Source organism: Parafrankia sp. BMG5.11 (assembly GCF_004337455.1).
This window is the reverse complement of record NZ_SJXI01000036.1, coordinates 130,549-147,306: the sequence shown is the minus strand read 5'-3', so window position 1 is coordinate 147,306 and position 16,758 is coordinate 130,549. Positions and strand designations below refer to the sequence as shown.

General features: G+C 75.0%; 12 protein-coding genes. 6 read left to right on the top strand and 6 right to left on the bottom strand.

The features are described 5' to 3' along the window. Positions 1-14: 14 nt before the first annotated feature. The 4 genes from treZ (at position 15) to E0504_RS24460 (ending at position 5,561) form a co-directional block, all read left to right on the top strand. Complete coding sequence (gene treZ / locus E0504_RS24475; RefSeq protein ID WP_131625930.1) at positions 15-1,847, top strand: malto-oligosyltrehalose trehalohydrolase; 1,833 nt, start codon at positions 15-17, stop codon at positions 1,845-1,847. A 198-nt stretch (positions 1,848-2,045) separates the two neighbouring features. Then, on the top strand, positions 2,046-2,858 hold the full coding sequence (locus tag E0504_RS24470; RefSeq protein WP_131625929.1) for a pyrimidine reductase family protein: 813 nt from the start codon (positions 2,046-2,048) through the stop codon (positions 2,856-2,858). 243 nt (positions 2,859-3,101) lie between these two features. After that, entirely contained in the window at positions 3,102-3,437 is a 336-nt protein-coding gene (locus E0504_RS24465) for a hypothetical protein (protein ID WP_112107774.1), read from the top strand. Between the two features lie 12 nt (positions 3,438-3,449). Beyond that, entirely contained in the window at positions 3,450-5,561 is a 2,112-nt protein-coding gene (locus E0504_RS24460; protein WP_071061672.1) for a hypothetical protein, read from the top strand. A 65-nt stretch (positions 5,562-5,626) separates the two neighbouring features. Here E0504_RS24460 and E0504_RS24455 read toward each other — a convergent pair whose 3' ends face one another. Continuing rightward, positions 5,627-6,835: an ATP-dependent DNA ligase gene (locus E0504_RS24455; RefSeq protein WP_235014330.1), complete on the bottom strand. Its 1,209-nt coding sequence runs from the start codon at positions 6,833-6,835 to the stop codon at positions 5,627-5,629. A 50-nt stretch (positions 6,836-6,885) separates the two neighbouring features. Further along, entirely contained in the window at positions 6,886-7,779 is an 894-nt protein-coding gene (locus E0504_RS24450) for a 3'(2'),5'-bisphosphate nucleotidase CysQ (RefSeq protein WP_020462642.1), read from the bottom strand. 35 nt (positions 7,780-7,814) lie between these two features. On the opposite strand from E0504_RS24450, the gene cysC reads away from it, so the two are divergent. After that, positions 7,815-9,635 (top strand): adenylyl-sulfate kinase, encoded by a 1,821-nt coding sequence (cysC, locus tag E0504_RS24445; protein ID WP_131625928.1) that lies wholly within the window; start codon positions 7,815-7,817, stop codon positions 9,633-9,635. Between the two features lie 48 nt (positions 9,636-9,683). Here the strand turns inward: cysC and E0504_RS24440 are convergent, their stop codons facing one another. The 4 genes from E0504_RS24440 to hemE form a co-directional block, all read right to left on the bottom strand. After that, complete coding sequence (locus E0504_RS24440) at positions 9,684-11,192, bottom strand: sugar transferase (RefSeq protein WP_112107779.1); 1,509 nt, start codon at positions 11,190-11,192, stop codon at positions 9,684-9,686. Between the two features lie 1,317 nt (positions 11,193-12,509). After that, the gene (hemQ, locus tag E0504_RS24435) at positions 12,510-13,364 is read right to left on the bottom strand and encodes a hydrogen peroxide-dependent heme synthase (protein WP_165938599.1); all 855 of its coding nucleotides are present in this window, start codon (positions 13,362-13,364) and stop codon (positions 12,510-12,512) included. A gap of 110 nt (positions 13,365-13,474) precedes the next feature. Beyond that, positions 13,475-14,887: a protoporphyrinogen oxidase gene (gene hemG / locus E0504_RS24425; RefSeq protein ID WP_131625961.1), complete on the bottom strand. Its 1,413-nt coding sequence runs from the start codon at positions 14,885-14,887 to the stop codon at positions 13,475-13,477. A 226-nt stretch (positions 14,888-15,113) separates the two neighbouring features. Beyond that, complete coding sequence (gene hemE / locus E0504_RS24420; RefSeq protein WP_112108130.1) at positions 15,114-16,196, bottom strand: uroporphyrinogen decarboxylase; 1,083 nt, start codon at positions 16,194-16,196, stop codon at positions 15,114-15,116. Positions 16,197-16,346: 150 nt separating this feature from the next. Here hemE and E0504_RS24415 point away from each other — a divergent pair, with 150 nt between their 5' ends. After that, positions 16,347-16,754 carry a DUF3817 domain-containing protein gene (locus E0504_RS24415; RefSeq protein ID WP_112108143.1) on the top strand — a complete coding sequence of 136 codons (408 nt, stop codon included), beginning with the start codon at positions 16,347-16,349 and terminating at the stop codon, positions 16,752-16,754. The last annotated feature ends 4 nt before the right edge of the window (positions 16,755-16,758 follow it).

Below are 16,758 nucleotides of genomic sequence, written 5' to 3'. Positions count from 1 at the left end.
GGTAGACAGGAGTCATGAGTTCCTTCCGGGTGTGGGCACCAGACGCGAAGACGGTCAGTGTGGTCATCGCGGACGGCGGCGGCGCGGACGGCGACGCCGCGGCTGAGGCGGGCGGCACGGGCGGCGGCGCCGGCGGCCGGCGGGACACCGTGCACGAGATGTCCGCCGCCGCCGGCGGCTGGTGGACCGTCGACGTTCCCTCCGCCCACCACGGAGCGGACTACGCCTACCTCCTCGACGTCGGTGAGCAGGAACTGCCCGACCCGCGGTCGGGCTGGCAGCCGCACGGCGTGCACGGCCGCTCCAGGCTCGTCGACCACGCCCGCTTCCCGTGGACGGACGGCCACTGGCACGGGGTGCCGCTGTCCGGCAGCGTGGTCTACGAGCTGCATGTCGGCACGTTCACGCCGGGCGGCACCTTCGACGCGGCGATCGAGCGCCTCGACCACCTGGTGGACCTCGGCGTCGACCTCGTCGAGCTGCTGCCCGTGAACGCGTTCCCCGGCCGGCACGGCTGGGGGTACGACGGCGTCGGGCTGTTCGCCGTGCACGAGCCGTACGGGGGGCCGGAGGGCCTCAAGCGCTTCGTCGACGCCGCGCACCACCGCGGGCTCGGCGTGATCATGGACGTGGTCTACAACCACCTGGGCCCGGACGGGAACTACCTGAGCCGGTTCGGGCCCTACTTCACCGACCGCTACAGCACCCCGTGGGGCCCGGCGGTGAACCTGGACACCCCCGGCTCGGACGAGGTCCGCGCGTTCGTCATCGACAGCGCGCTGGCCTGGCTGCGGGACTACCACTGCGATGGTCTGCGCCTGGACGCCGTCCACGCGTTCGCCGACAACCGGGCACGCCACCTGCTGGAGGAGATCGCCGACGAGGTGCACCGGCTCGGCACCCAGCAGCGCCGCCCACTGTTCGCGGTCGCCGAATCCGACCTGAACGACCCGCGGATGGTCGTTGCCCCCGAGGCGGGCGGGCACGGACTGGACGGCCAGTGGTGCGACGACGTCCACCACGCGCTCTGGGCCGCGCTGTCCGGCGAGCGGCAGGGCTACTACGGCGACTTCGGCTCGTTCGAGACGCTGGAGAAGGCGCTGGGCTCCGCCTTCGTGCACGACGGCGGCTACTCGGCGTTCCGCGGCCGCTCCCACGGGCGGCCGGTGCCGCCGCGGACGCCGGCCTACCGTTTCGTCACGTTCCTGCAGAACCATGACCAGATCGGCAACCGGGCGACCGGCGACCGGGCGTCGGCCACGCTCAGCGACGGCCGGCTGCGGATCGGGGCCGCGCTGCTGCTGACCGCCCCGTTCACGCCGATGCTGTTCATGGGCGAGGAATGGGGCGCCACCACGCCCTGGCAGTACTTCACCGACCACACCGACCCGCGGCTGGCGGACGCCGTCCGCGAGGGCCGCCGCGGTGAGTTCACCGCGCACGGCTGGGGGCCCGAGGAGGTCCCGGACCCGCAGGACCCGGCGACGTTCGAGCGCTCCCGGCTGGACTGGCGCGAGCCCGAACGCCCGGAGCACGCCGCCCTGCTCGACTGGCACCGCCGGCTGATCTCGCTGCGCCGCCGGCTGCCGCAGCTCAGTGACCCGTCGCTGGCGTCGGTGCGCTGCTCCTACGACGCCGCGGCGAACTGGTTCGTGCTGCGCCGGCTCTCCCGGGCGGGTGACGTGGCGGTCGTGTGCAACCTCTCGCCCGAGCGGCAGGCCGTCCCGGTCGAGGGGGTGCCGTTCGACGCGCCGGCCGCGTCCCGCCCCGGGTTCACCTACATGCCGGGCCGCGTCGAGCTCGCCGGCGAGTCGGTCGTCATCGTGCGGCTGCTGCCGGCTCGCTGACCGCCGGCTCGCGGGTCGGCGGCCCCGGCCCGCTCACCGCCGGCGGGCCGCCGAGCGGGAGAGCGCGTAGTAGAGCAGGCCGAGCCCGACCAGGCTCACGATCAGTACACCGATCAACAGGACCACGTACGTGTTCACGTTTCCATCCTGGCAGCAGCGGCACCACCGCTCGCGGCGGCGCCGGTTACAGTCGGGCCGATGCGCATTCTTCTGTCCGGTGGCGCCCCAGTTCCTCTCGACGGCGCGGCTCCCCAGGACGGCCCGGAGGCTGCGCGTGCCGCGGACGAACCGGACGATGCCGACCACGACGTCGACGTCGACCTCGACCTCGCCTACGCGCTGCCGGAGCCGACTCCGGGGGTCCCGCACGTCCGCTCCAACTTCGTGGCGTCCGCGGACGGCGCCATCGAGCTCGACGGACGCTCCGCGGACCTGGGCGGCCCCGCCGACCTGCGGGTGTTCCGGACGCTGCGCTGGCTCAGCGACGTGGTCCTGGTCGGCGCCGGCACCGCGCGGACTGAGGACTACGGCCCGGTCCTCGTGCCGGCCGAGCGGCGGGAGCGGCGGGCCGCCGCCGGGCTCGCTCCCGTCCCCCCCGTCGCGGTCGTCAGCGGGCGGCTCGAGCTCGACCCGGACGCCCGCCTGTTCACCGCGGCCGTCCGGCCGCTGCTGCTGACCTGCGACGCCGCCCCACCGCAGCGGCGCCGTGCGCTCGAGCCTGTGGCGGAGATCGTGGTCTGCGGGGATAAGACCGTCGAGCCGCGCGCCGCGCTCGACGCACTCGCCGAGCGCGGGCTGCTGCGCGTGCTGACCGAGGGCGGCCCGCGCCTGCACGCCCAGTTCGCCCAGGCCGGCCTGCTCGACGAGCTGTGCCTGACCCTCGCCCCGCTCCTCGCCGGGCCGGGGCGCCTCGGACTGATGCAGGGCCCGACGTGGCCGGCGCCCGTCGGGCTGCGGCTCGGCCAGGTCCTGGAGGAGGACGGGGCGCTGTTCCTGCGCTACCTCCGCTGACCGCCCTGTGCACGGTTTCGTTTCGTCCACAGCCTGGCTGACGCCGGGTGCGGCGGCGATCCGCGTGAATAGCGTCGACAGCGACCTCCGGTGCCGGCCTCCGACGGGAGACGGTGGGCCCGGCCGGCGGTCTCCCCGGCGGCTTCGGCGAACGGTGGCCTTCATGAGTTCCGAACGACCTGCTCCGGCGCATCGACGGGTGGTTGCGACCTCGCCGTCCGCACCCGGGCGTGCGGACGGCCGATGACCGGGCCGGGCGCGCCCACCGGCGAGGCTGCACGCCCGAACCGCCACCGCGAGGCGGTCGAGGCCGCGCTCGCGGCGGCTGCCGACGGGCGGGTCAGGCTCGCCGACGCCTTCCACCGGCTGTTCGCCGTCGCGGACGAGGGCGGCTGGCAGGGCCGCGCGGCGAGCGACTGGCGGCGCCAGGCCGAGCAGGCGCGCACGGCGACCCTCGGCACCGTCGACGCGTTCGCCGACGCCTGCCGCCGGTCACTGGCCGGACAGCCCGAGTGGGTGCCCGCCGACGATCCCCGTGCCCGGCACCCCGGGCCGGCCCTGCCGGCCGGCGGCCGGTGACCGCGCCGAGCCATGCCCGCACCCGCCAACCGAGTCGTTGTCGATCCCCACTCGCTGCGGAGACTGATCACCGCGATGGCCGACCTGCGGGAGACGGCGCAGGCCCAGGCCCGGCTGCTGTCGGCCCACGTCGACGCCACCCGGATCGCCGGTGACACGCCGGCCAGGCTGCGGGCGGCCCACGCCTGGGCCGATCAGGACATCACGATGCTGCGCCGGCGGCTGGCACTCGCCGAGGCCGCCGATCCCGGGACCACGGGCCCGCTGCCCCCGGCCGCCCTGCGCGGCGTTCCCGACCTGTACGACACCGCCGAACAGGCCCGGGCCGCGGGGCGCTCGCTCGCCGACCGCCTGCTCCGCCCGGATCCCGACCGCCGCGACCGGAGCAGGCTGGCCGACCTGGCGGCGGCGCTGTCCGGGCGGGCCGCGGACCCCGACTTCGTGACCGGCTTCTACGACCGCCTCGGCCCCTCCGCTCTGGCCGGTCTTCTGCACCAGGTCCTCGGGGCCCGGGAGCCGGGCGCCGCCCGGCACGGCGAGGAGATCATCGGTCGCACCCTGGCGAGCTACAGCCGGCTGCGCCGCCTCGACGCCTCCTGGCTCGGCCGGTTCAACAGCCGGCGCCGGGACGACCAGGTCGAGACCTCGCTGCTCGGGCCGCTGCTGCGGCACGGCCGCTTCGCCTCCGCGCTGCTGGCGCGCCTCGGCGAACTGCTCTTCGGGACGGGCGACGGCTCGCTGCGCGACGTCGGCCTCCAGGCGGGGCCGGGCGGGCCCGCCGCCAGGGGCGCGGCCGGCATCAGAGGCGCGGGCGGCGCCGGGGATGCGGGCGGTGACCGGCTAAGCCGGGAGGCGTTCGGCTCCGCGCTGCTGCGCGCGATAGCCGCCGACCCCGAGCTCGCGCCCACCTTCAGCACCAGGCACCTCCCCCAGCTCCTGCACGCCTCCAGGGCGCAGAGCGCCGACGTGCCGGCCGGCCTGCGCCCAGCCGGAGGCTGGCGCGCCCCGGAACTCGAGACGGCGCGCACGGAGCTGGTCGCGGCGGCCGGCGGCGCGGAGGCTCGGCTGGCGCGCCCGGGCGCCGCCCGGCAGTTCGTCGCACAACTGGTGGACGTGGTGGCAGGGGCCGGCCCGAGCGAGGTCTCCCCGCGGATGCGAGCGGCCTACGGCGAGGTCCTGCACGCCTGGCGCGACGACCTCTACGCCGCGGTCGTCTCGCCGCTGCCGCCCGACCCCGCCGCGCTCGACGCGCCCGGGCTCGGGCGGGAGCCCCGGCAGTGGGCCGCGCTGCTGCGTGAGAGCCTGCGCGGCGGCGCCAGCGCCCCGCTGCTCGCGGCGGACGCGGTGGCCGTCGGGGCGGGCATCGATCAGCGGGCCTGGGAGCAGACCCGGGGCTACAACGGTCCCGGCGCGGCGCACTACCCGGCGAGCCCGCGGGCCCTGGCCTACCACCAGGCGAACGAGGTGACCACGTTCTTCGGGACGGCGTTGAGCGAGACGGCCGAGCGGGTGCTGCGCGAGCACGCCACGAGGCAGGAGGAGCACCGGCTGCGCACCGCAGTCATGATCGACATCCTGGCCGAGGTGGCGAAGTCCATCGACTTCACCAGCGTGGTCCGGACCCTCACCAACGCCGCCCGGGGTCTGACGGTCGAGATCGTCGAGGACCGGGTCCGCCGGGCCACCGCCCACCTGCCCACCGCGGGCTCCCAGGCCGTCCTGGCCGACCTGCGCGCCGGGTTACGGGCCATTCCGGGGTGGCAGTCCCGCTACCGCGCCTCGGTGGCGGACATGTGGCGGCACCGGGACGGCGACCCCCTGCGGCCGGTCGTCGTCCAGCTCCCCGGTGGCGGTACCCGCCACTACACCGGCGACCCGCGCGCCGACGGGTTCGTCACCGGGCCGGCGAACGACTTCACCGGTCCGGGCGGCGAGCCGATGGACGTCGCCCGGATGAACCGGGAGCAGCGGACGGCGTACGCCGCCTGGCTGGCCAGCCCCGCGATCGTGGCGAACAACGACCGGCTGCCGGCGGTGCTCACGGCGCCACCCGCGGACGTGGTGCCCGGGTGGGCCCCGGGCTGGGCCCGGTCTGCGCCCGCGGGCAAGGTGCCGCCGGGATGATCCCCCACCGCACCCGCCGCCCGGGCACCGCCGCGGCCGCGCGCCCGAACCTGAGGTTGGGCCGGTCAGTCCGGCGGGATGCGCAGGACGTCGGCGATGTCGAACCGCACCGGGCGCTCGAGCTGGGCGTAGGTACATCCGCCGGGGTCACGGTCAGGCCGGAAACGGACAAACTGCGTGGTGTGCCGGAAGCGCGGTCCCTCCATGTGGTCGTAGCGCACCTCGACGACCAGCTCGGGCCGCAGCGGGACGAACGAGAGGTCACGGCCACGGGCCCACCGGCTCTCCTCGGCGTCCCAGGGCGTGCGCGCCGGCTGCCCCGCGGCCGCTGTCGGTTCCTCGCCCGCGTCGCCGCCCGGCTGCGCGGCGTTCTCCGGGCCCTGGCGGGCCCAGGGGTGGGAGTCGATCGGCACCACGAGATGGGCCAGCTCGCGGACGAGCTCCCGCCGGCGCGCCATCGGGAAGGCCGAGGTGACCCCGACGGACAGCAGCGGGCTTTCCCGGGCCGGGTCCGTCGCGTCCTCGGAGTCGGCCTCGTCCGCGGGGTCGGCGTAGAGCCCGAGCAGCAGCGACCCGACCGCCTCCGGATCGTTCTTGTGCGGCCGGTAGCCGGCCACGACGCAGTCGGCGGTGCGGTCATGTTTGATCTTGAACATTACGCGCTTGTCCGGCTGGTACGCCCCGTCCGGCGGCTTGGCGACCAGCCCGTCGAGCCCCGCGCCTTCGTAGCGCTCGAACCACTGCCGGGCCATGTCGAGCTCGCCGGTCGAGGGCGTGAGGTAGACCCCGCTCGGGACTCGCCGGACCGGTGCCGATCCGGGCGCAGCCGGGCCGGCGTGGCCGGCGAGAACCTCCTCGAGCACGGCGCGCCGCCGGGCGAACGGCTGGTCCGTGAACGCCTCGTCACCGAGTGCCAGCAGGTCGAACGCGACGAACGAGACCGGGGTCTCCAGCGCGAGCTTCGCCACCCGGCTGGTCGCCGGATGCACCCGTTGCGACAGCTCCTCGAAGTCCAGTCCGTCCGGGCCGACGACGACGATCTCGCCGTCAAGCACGCAGCGGTCGGGCAGTGCCGCGAGCAGCACCTCGACCAGCTCGGGGAAGTAGCGGGTCATCGGCCGGGTGCTGCGCGAGGTGATCTCCAGCTCGGCCCGGTCACGGAAGACCAGGGCGCGGAAGCCGTCCCACTTCGGCTCATACAGCATGTCCGGGGGGATCTGCGGCGCCGCGCGGGCGAGCATCGGCTTCACCGGTGGTGTCACAGGCAGGTCCACCCGCCGATCCTCGCGCATCGGGCCGGCGCATCGCGAGCACGGCAGGCGGGTCAGCGCGCGCGGGTCACGGCCAACACCTGCTCGGCGTGGGCGGGATCGCACACGACCAGGTCGGGCAACAGCGGGTCGGGCTGGTTGTAACGCAACTCCGACCCGTCGAGCCGGCTGGTGTGCAGGCCGGCCGCCCGCGCGACGGCCACCGGCGCCGCGGAGTCCCACTCGTACTGCCCGCCGTCGTGGACGTAGATGTCGGCGTCGCCGCGGATGACCGCGGCCACCTTAGCCCCGGCGGACCCCATCGGCAGCACGGTCGCGCCCAGCTTCTCGGCCACGTCGGTGACGACCCGCGGCGCCCGCGTCCGGCTCGCGACGATGCGCGGCACCGCGGCGTCGGCGCCTGCCGGGGCCACCGGGCCGGCCGGGATCCCCCGGTTCCCCGCGGGGCCTGCGGCCACCGCGCCGGCCCCGCGTGCCGCCGGGAGCGCCCGGGCGGGGAGCGGGCCCTCGCTCGAGAGCGTCACGCCCAGCGCGGGCAGCGCCACGACCCCGACGGTCAGTTCGCCTCGTTCCCACAGCGCGACGTGCACGGCCCAGTCGGTCCGCCCCGGCTCGGCGAACTCACGGGTGCCGTCGAGCGGGTCGACGATCCACACCCGGTCCGCGCCCAGCCGCACCGGATCGTCCGCCGCCTCCTCCGAGAGCACCGCGTCGCCCGGCCGGTGACGGCCGAGGGCGCGGGCCAGCAGCCGGTGCGACCGGGCGTCGCCGGTCTCGCGCAGGGTCGCCGGTTCGGCGAATCCCAGTTCGGCCCTGATCCGCAGGAGCAGCTTGCCCGCGTCAGTGGCCAGCCGGACGGCCAGCGTGGCATCGCTGAGCTCATCCGTGGCGATGTCGACCGGAACCGTGGCGAACCCGTCCGGCCGGCGGATGTCGTCGGTGCTCATCGGGTGGGAGTCTTCCACCCGCTACCGTCGCGGGTGTGAGCGCCACCTCCGACACCGCCGTCGGCTCGTCCGCCCCGGATCCGCATGCCACGGCTGGTCCGCCCGACATACCGGGCGCTGGTGAGCAGCGCGGCGCGAACGGCGTCTGTCCGCTTGCCGTCGTCGCTGCCGACCGCGCCCGCGAGCTGCGGGCCGCCTCGGTGGCCTGGCCGTCGGTCGTGCTCGACACGCGCCAGCTCACCGACCTGGAGCTGATGCTGCTCGGCGCGTTCGGCCCGGCGCCGAGCTACCCGGGCCGGGCCCGCCAGCCCGCCGGGCCGCCGGTGCCGAGCCTGACCGTCCCCGGTGAGACAGCGGCCGCGCTGGGCCCGGGCATGGACGTCGCGCTGCGCGACCGCGAGGGCGTGATGATCGCGGCCCTGCACCTGCTCGGTCTGGAGCCCACCGCGGACGACTCACCGACGCCCGCCACCGCGATGCCGGCGGAGGCCTCCGGAACGCCGGCGACTGCCACCGGGGCGGGCCCGGTGCGCCTGGTCGGCACGGTGGAGGGCCTGGAGCTGCCCAGCCATCCGGACTACCCGCGGCTACGGCTGACCCCGGAAGGGCTGCGCGCCGAGTTCGCCGCCCGGGGCTGGGCGACCGGCGCGGGCGCGGCCCCGTGGGCGGTGTGGGCCGACGGCCTGCTGTACACCGCCGACGTCGGGCGCATCCGCGCGCTGACCCGGCAGGGCAAGCACTGCGTGATCCTGGCCCCGGTCGGCGGGGCGGACCCGGCCGACGCCGCGCACCACCTGCGGGTGCGCTGCCTGCTCGCCGCGCTGGACGCGATCGACGCACCGCCCCGGCCGGCCGAGGCGACGCTGGCCCACGAGCCGGTCGCCTCCGACGCGGTGTCGCGGGACGACGGCCGGACGCATCCGGCCAGCCCGCCGGAGCCGGCCCACACCGCGGCGCTCGCGCCGGAGTCCCGCCGGCACCGCAGCATGCTCGTACTGGTCCCGGTCGTCCCGTCGGAGCGGCTCGCCGCGCCCCGTGAGCCGGCGATGAGCGCGACCGCCCCGGGCGGCCTGGCCGACGAGGCGGCGAGCGAGCCGGCGTTGGACGAGATCGCCGAGCTCACCGCCCTGCGGGCCCATCTCGCCGAGGTCTACGGCTGTGCCGGCAGCCTGACCGGGCCGGCGATCGGCGCGCCGCGCGCCGACGATCTCACGACCCTGCTCGACGCGGGTGTGCCGCTGCCCGCCGAGCTCACCCCGCCCGCGGTGGCGGCCGAGCTGACCCGCGCGGTTCCCCCGCGCCGCCAGCGCGGCCTGACGATCCTGTTCACCGGGCTGTCCGGCTCGGGCAAGTCGACCCTGGCGGGCCTGTTGGTGTGCCGGCTGCTCGAACGGGGCCGGCGGGTCACCCTGCTCGACGGCGACATCGTGCGGACGCATCTCTCCCAGGGCCTGGGCTTCTCCCGCGCCGACCGGGACACGAACGTGCGCCGCATCGGCTTCGTCGCCGCGGAGGTCGCGGGCGCCGGCGGGATCGCCGTGTGCGCGCCGATCGCGCCCTACGCTGACGTCCGCGCCCAGGTGCGGGCGATGACCACCGCCCGCGGCGGCGGCTTCGTGCTCGTGTACGTGTCGACCCCGCTGGAGGTGTGCGAGGCACGGGACCGCAAGGGCCTCTACGCCAAGGCCCGGGCGGGGGTGATCCCCGCCTTCACCGGCGTCTCCGACCCGTACGAGGAGCCGGCCGACGCCGACGTGGTGGTCGACACGGCGGGCCTGCCGACCGAGCAGGCCGTCGACCGGGTGCTCGCGCACCTGGTCGAGGCCGGCTGGGTCGAGGGCGCCCGCGGCCAGTAGGCCCCAGTGGGCACCCGCCAGCCCGCTGGCAGCAGGAGGGACCCGCTGTCAGTAGGCGCCCTCGCGGCGCAGCACGGCGAACAGCGTGCGCCACAGGATGACGAAGTCCATGGCCAGCGACCAGTTCTCGACATAGCGCAGGTCGAGCCGGACGGACTCGTTCCACTCCAGGTCGCTGCGCCCGCTGATCTGCCACAGCCCGGTGAGGCCGGGCTTGACCATCAGCCTGCGGTAGACGTCGTCCTCGTAGCGCGCGACCTCCGAGGGCAGCGGCGGGCGCGGGCCGACCAGCGACATGCTGCCGTTGACCACGTTGAACAGCTGGGGCAGCTCGTCGAGCGACCACTTCCGGAGGAACTTGCCCACCTTGGTGATCCGAGGGTCGTCCCGCATCTTGAACAGCAGGCCCTCGGCGCGCTCGTTGCTCGACTCGAGCTCGGCCTTGCGCTGCTCGGCGTCTACATACATCGAACGGAACTTGTACATCCGGAACTCGCTGCCGCCGCGCCCGACCCGGATCTGTTTGAAGATCGCCGGACCGCGGCTGGTGAACCGCACCGCCAGGCCGAGCCCGATCAGCAGCGGAGCGAACAGCAGGATCGCGATGCCGGCGACGATCCGGTCGAAGGCCATCTTCATCAGCCGGCGCGTGCCGCTGAGCTCGGGCTCCTCGATGTGGAGCAGCGGCAGGCCGGCCACCGGCCGGATCGAGATCCGCGGCCCGGTCACGTCCGTCAGCGCCGAGCTGACCAGGACGTCCACGTCGCTGCCCTCGAGGGCCCACAGGACCCGGCGCAGTGTCTCGCCGTCCATCTGCGGGCCGATCGCGACGGTTGTCGCGTGGGTCGCCTGGATGGCGGTGTGCAGGTTCTCCGAGGTGCCGACGATCGGCACACCGAGCAGGTCGAACCCGCTGCGCTCGGGGCGGTCGTGGCTGTGCCGGCCGGGCAGGCGGTCCAGGCAGACACCGACGACGGACCAGCCGGTGGTCGGGTCGCGCTGGGCGAGCCGGACGAGGGTGGCCGCGGACTCGCCGGCCCCCACGACGAGGACACGGTGCAGGCAACGCCCCTGCCGCCGCATGCGGTGCAGGATGCCGCGCCCGGCGGAGCGGCCGGCCACCGACAGCAGTGTGGCGGCCGGGAAGGCGATGAGCACGTAGCTACGGGCGATCTCGGCCTTTGTCGCGTAAGAGGCGACGGCGACCAGCGCGGTGAGCCGGGCGGCGGCGTTGACGACCCGCCGGAACTCCTCCGAGCCGCCGCCGAGGAAGCGGCTCTCGTAGGCGCGGTTGAGCGACATCGCCAGCACCCAGGCCAGCGGCAGCAGGACCGTCATGATGATGTACGGCTTCGAGGAGGGCGGCTTGGTGTCGAAGTCGACGACGTCCCCGAAACGGACGAAGTAGGCCAGGCCCGCGGAGATCACACAGGCGATCGCGTCGAAGAGCACCAGCAGCCGGACGTAGCGCCGCTCCCAGCCGACCTGGGCCCGGTAGCTGGTCGCGTCGGGCGAGGTCTCGACGTGGGCGAAGTCGAACTGCGTGCCAGCGGGCACACGATGGTGCCGGCCGGCGGCCGGTTGCGCGGGCGGCCCCGGCCAGCCGGGCGCGGCCGGCGGCTCGGGCCAGCCGGTTCCCGCCGGCGGCTCCGACCAGTCAGCCTCTGCCGGCGGCTCCGACTCCAGCCAGTCGGACTCCTCGGGCGGCCCCGGCCAGCCTGGCCGCACGGGCGGCCCCGGAGGGGTCGGCTGGCCCGGTTCGAAGTAGCCGCGGGACTGCGGCACGACACCCGGGCCGCCGGCGGGCGGCCAGGATCCACCAGCCGGCCTCGTTCCACCCACGGACCTCGCCCCTCCCGCCGGCCTCGCCCCACCGGACGGCATGGCTCCGCCGGACGAACGCGGGCCGCCGGGGGGCACCGCCCCCCCGGACGATCTCGCCCCCCCGAATGGTCTCGTTCCTCCGGACACAGTCTCCGTCACAGCAGGACCCCCCCAGGACCTCGGTACATCAGTTCCGATCGGCGAGCTGGACGGGTGGAGACCGCCCCCCGCGCATCTCCCCGCCGCAGCCATTGTCGATCAGAACCAACCGGCTCGTGGGGCAGATCGCCGACGCGGACACAAGGTCGGACCCGGGGCCCAGGCACGTTGACGCCTCGCACCGAGGCGTTCATCGCAGGTTCACTCCCCCGTGGCTTCATCGCTCGCGGCTTCACCGACTCCGACCTCCAGCGATCGTGTACGGACCCGGGCAGCCCCGAATCGGCCCGGGGAACACCTCCGCGCGGTGTGGGCAACCGACGCGACCCGGGACGCCGACGCGGACCGCCGCGGTCCGCCCAGGCCCCGACATGCGGCGCTCGATGGTCAGGCGGCAACGTTACCGGCACGACCACCGCCGCCGACCAGCGCCCCGCCCGGGGCCGAAGCCGTGTTTCCGACAGCTCCGCGTCGGGTATGGCCGCCCCGCCGATGACTAGGAGTAGTTAAAACAACCGAGGCCCTTCAGTTGCTCACCGTCACACAGAAACCGAATCAACCGAATTGAGGCGATTTGCGGTTACGTTCAGTGCATTCTATTGTCGAGTAGCAGACAGAACCGAGCGGCGATGCTACTGTCAGTCATGGCCGGGCCGGGGAGCGTCCGGCCGCCGACCACCGAGCGCCCGGGTTCTGCGGACCGATGGATGCCGGTGGTTTCTGCCCGCCCGGGTCGACATCCGCCGCCCGGCCGTGAGGGCAGCAATGGGGCGGTCGGCGCCTGCCGGACGGGTGGGGGCGCCCGGGCAGGCGCCGACCTCTTCTCGCGGAGGCGAGACCGGGGCTCAGCTCGCGGAGGCGAGACCGGAACCGGAAGGCCGGGACCCGGGGTTACGGCAGGGCGGCGACGACGTCCGGCAGCGGCTTGCGGGCGCCGCTGTAGAACGGCGTCTCCAGCCGGGTGTGGCGGCGCGTCGCGCTCGCCCGCAGGTGGCGGATGCAGTCGACGATCCGGTGGAGCTCGTCGGCCTCGAACGCCAGGAGCCACTCGTAGTCACCCAGGCCGAACGCGGCCACGGTGTTGGCCCGCACGTCCTCGTACTCCCGGCCCATCATCCCGTGCTCGGCGAGCAGGCCGCGGCGCTCGTAGTCGGGCAGCAGGTACCACTCGAACGACCGGTTGAACGGATACACGCAGATGTAGTCCCGCGGGTCCTCCCGGCGCACGTAGGCCGGGATGTGGTTCCGGTTGAACTCCGCCGGACGGTGCAGACCCACCGCGGACCACACCGGCTCCAGGCACCGCCCCAGGCCGGTCTGCCGGAAACGCTGGTAGGTCTGCTGCAGCAGGTCCGGGTTGGGTGAGGTCCACCAGATCATCACGTCGGCGTCGGCCCGGTAGCCGGAGACCTCGTAGATACCACGGGTGTAGACGTCCTTCGCCAGTGCGCCGTCAAGCAGCTCGCCGGCCTCCGCCGTGATGCCCGCGCGATCGGCGGGCAGCGGCTGTCGGGCGGCGAACACGAACCAGCCCGTGTAGAGCAGCTCGTCGTTCAGCTCACGGGCCGACTTCGTGGACTCCCCGTCGGCAGGTCCGGGAGCGCCGGAGGCGGGGGCACCGGTGGGGACGGTGGTGGTGGGGGGGGCGCTGTTGGTGGGCACGGTGACCGGAGGCCGCCCACCCGGAACGGAGGACGCGGACGCCGAGGTGGTGCCGCTGCGCTGGACGTCATCGCCAGTTGACATGCCACCATTGTCCACCCCGGCCGCGGGTCGGCGAGCGAGCCAGGCCCACCGTCGCGGGGTGCGGGGGCGCCCACCACCGCGGTGCGCCCTCCGCCCCAGGCTCCCGCGGGTCAGGCACCCGCCGGCTCGGACTCCGCCGCCTGCGTCCCGTCCGGCCGCAGCTGGCCCACCACCGACGCCGCGGCCGCCTCGCCGGAACGAATGCACGCCGGGATGCCCACACCGTCGTAGCCGGCGCCGGCGAGCGCGATGCCCGCCGGCAGCGCGCGCCGGACGGCCGCGATCCGGCCCAGGTGCCCCGGCAGGTACTGCGGGAGCGCCCCGCCCCAGCGGCTGACCCGGTTGGCGATCGGACGGGCACTGATCCCGGTGACCTGGGCGACCTCGGCGGCGGCGACGCCGGCGAGCTCGACATCGCCGCGCCGCAGGTCGTCGTCGGCGCCGGCGCGGCCCACGCTGGCCCGCACGACCGTCAGGTCGCCGCCGCGGGCGATGTGCGGCCATTTCACCGACAGGTAGGTCACCGCCTTGATCGACAGGCCGGCCCGCGCGGGGATGAGCAGGCCGCTGCCGGGCGGCGGTACAGCTCCCCGGTAGAGCAGTGTGACCAGGCCCACCGACGCGTACGGCACCCCCGCGAGGGGCGCGGCCGCGTGCGGGGCGATCGGGGAGAGGAGATCACGCGCGGCGCCGGCGGGAACCGCGAGGATCACCGCGTCGGCGACCAGGGGCGGGGGCACCTCACCGCCGCCCACCGGGTCGCAGCGCACCTGCCAGCCGCCCTCGACCCGGCGCAGCTCCCGGGCCATCAGCCCGGTCCGCACCGTGGCACCGCTGGTGCTGGCCACCTTCTCCGCGAACGAGCCCAGGCCGCCGCGCAGCGAGGCGAACACGGGCGTCTGCGCCGGGGCCGGTCCGGTCCGGGCCCGGACGCGGTGCGCGCCGAGCAGCAGCGAGCGGTCCTCGGTCGCGATCGGGGTGAGCTGGGGGACGGTCGCCTGCAGCGAGAGCGCGTCAGCCCGCCCAGCGTAGACGCCGCCGAGCAGCGGGTCCACCAGCCGGTCCACGATCTCCCGCCCGACGCGGGCGCCGACGTACCCGCCGACCGTCGGGTCCGTCGGCAGGGTCGTGCGCGGGAGCACCAGGTCGGCCGCGGCGCGCAGCAGCCCGAAGGGCGAGAGCACCCGGGAGCGCACCAGGCCGAGCACGTCGGTGGGGACCCCCAGCATCGTGTTGGGCGGGATGGGACGGCGCCGCCCGCCCACCCACAGCGAGGCCTTGGTCGTCGTCGGATGCACGATGTCGTGCCCGAGCCCGATGTGCCGGGCCAGCCGGAGCGCCTCCGGCACGCGGACGAGGAAGGCCTCCGCGCCCTCCTCCACCGCCAGCCCCTCGATCGGGGTGGTGCGCAGCTTGCCGCCGATGCGGTCACCGGCCTCGACCACGGTGACCTCGGCCCTGCCCGCCAGCGCGCTCGCGGCGGACAGCCCCGCGATACCCGCTCCAATGATCACAACCCGCACGTCTTCTCCCAGCCCCTTCACGCCGTCCCCGTGTGGCCGCCCCCGGATCGGGGCCCTGGGCCCACGGCTCCACCGACCTCACCTGGCCGGGCCGGCCCGAGTCCCGCGGCCGGCTCCAGTCTCGCCCGCGGCCGTGCCACGCCGGTGGCGGGCACCGCCGAGCGGCCCCGGACCGGCCTACGGCCCCGTGCGCGGGCCTGGCGAGTCGGTGGCTGCCGCCCCGCTGTCAGAACTGGTGGACGAGGTCCACGATGTGCGCCAGCACGCCCGGATCACTCTCCGGAAGCACGCCGTGCCCGAAGTTGAAGATGTGCCCGGGAGCGGCCGCACCCCGGCGGCAGACGTCGCGGACCTTCGCCGCGAGGACGTCGGACGGGGCGAAGACCGCGGCCGGGTCGAGGTTGCCCTGCACGGCACGGCCGGGGCCGACCCGGCGGGCGGCCTCGTCCAGCGGGACGCGCCAGTCGACCCCGACGACGTCCGCGCCGGCCGCGCCCATCGCGCCGAGCAGCTCCCCGGTGTTCACCCCGAAGTGGATGCGCGGGATGCCGTCGTCGGCGAACGCCGCGAGGACCCGGGTGCTGTGCGGAGCCACGTAGCGCAGGTAGTCGTCCTCGCTGAGCGCGCCCGCCCACGAGTCGAACAGCTGGATGGCGTCGGCGCCGGCGTCGACCTGCACCCGCAGGAAGGCGGCCGTGATGTCGGCGAGCCGGCCGAGCAGGTCGTGCCACAGCACCGGCTCGGCGTACATGAGCGCCTTCGTGCGGGTGTGGCTGCGGCTCGGCCCGCCTTCGATCAGGTAGCTGGCCAGGGTGAACGGCGCACCGGCGAAACCGATCAGCGGCGTCTGCCCGAGCTCGCGGACCAGGGAGGCCACCGCCTCGCTCACGTAGGGCACGTCACCGGGCTCCAGCGGGCGCAGCACGTCCAGGTCGGACGGCGCCCGGACGGGATGGGCCACCACGGGCCCGACCCCGGCGACGATGTCGACGTCCACCCCGACGGCCGCGAGCGGCAGGACGATGTCCGAGAAGAAGATCGCGGCGTCGGGCCGGAAACGGCGCACCGGCTGCAGGGTGATCTCGGTGACCATGTCGGCGTTGCGGCAGGAATCGAGCATGGCGGTGGTGGCGCGCAGGGCGCGGTACTCGGGAAGCACCCGGCCGGCCTGCCGCATGAACCACACGGGCACGCTGTCGGGGCGGTCCCCGGCGGCGGCGCGCAGGAACGGCGAAGTCGCGGCGAGACCTGGACGTCGGGGCGAGACCCCGGGGCGAGGCGGCGCAACGGCGGTACTTCCGAGGGACATGGCCCGATCGTTGCACGCCCGGCGGACAGATGCCGCGCAGGGCACACGACTGTGTGCGATATCTTCTACTCGCAGTAGAAGTCAGGCTGGAGAACGCGTCCGGCGATGTCAGAGCACGGCGAGGCCGCAAGCGACGTCGAGGAGTGTCCGATGACCGACCCTTCCATTCAGGACGGCTCCACCCGGGACGGCGCGTGGCCGATGGGCGCCGCCCGCGCGGTGTCCCTGGCCGAGGCGACCTCCTTCCTCCTGCTCCTGATAGCGACCGCGGTCAAGCACGGGGCCGACCACGAGATCGGCGTGAAGATCCTCGGGCCGGTCCACGGTGGGCTGTTCATCGCGTACTGCCTGCTCGTCCTGTACGTGGGGTCGCTGCGGCGGTGGCCGGTGAAGCGGACTCTGCTCGCGCTCGGGGCGTCCGTCCTGCCGGTAGCGCCGTTCTTCGTGGAGCGGCACTGGCTACGGGAGCCGGCCCCGGCATCCGACGGCGCGGCCGGGCACGGCACGTCCGGGCACGGCGGCTCCCCGGGGCGCGCCAGCTCCGCGCCCGCGAGCTGAGCTC

Excerpts from the sequence above, each read along its gene's own strand:
- E0504_RS24470 (WP_131625929.1), top strand. The coding sequence starts at position 2,046 with ATGCGCATTCTTCTGTCCGGTGGCGCCCCAGTTCCTCTCGACGGCGCG.
- treZ (WP_131625930.1), top strand. The coding sequence starts at position 15 with ATGAGTTCCTTCCGGGTGTGGGCACCAGACGCGAAGACGGTCAGTGTG.
- hemQ (WP_165938599.1), bottom strand. The coding sequence starts at position 13,364 with ATGTCAACTGGCGATGACGTCCAGCGCAGCGGCACCACCTCGGCGTCC.
- E0504_RS24465 (WP_112107774.1), top strand. The coding sequence starts at position 3,102 with ATGACCGGGCCGGGCGCGCCCACCGGCGAGGCTGCACGCCCGAACCGC.
- E0504_RS24460 (WP_071061672.1), top strand. The coding sequence starts at position 3,450 with ATGCCCGCACCCGCCAACCGAGTCGTTGTCGATCCCCACTCGCTGCGG.
- E0504_RS24450 (WP_020462642.1), bottom strand. The coding sequence starts at position 7,779 with ATGAGCACCGACGACATCCGCCGGCCGGACGGGTTCGCCACGGTTCCG.
- hemE (WP_112108130.1), bottom strand. The coding sequence starts at position 16,196 with ATGTCCCTCGGAAGTACCGCCGTTGCGCCGCCTCGCCCCGGGGTCTCG.
- E0504_RS24415 (WP_112108143.1), top strand. The coding sequence starts at position 16,347 with ATGACCGACCCTTCCATTCAGGACGGCTCCACCCGGGACGGCGCGTGG.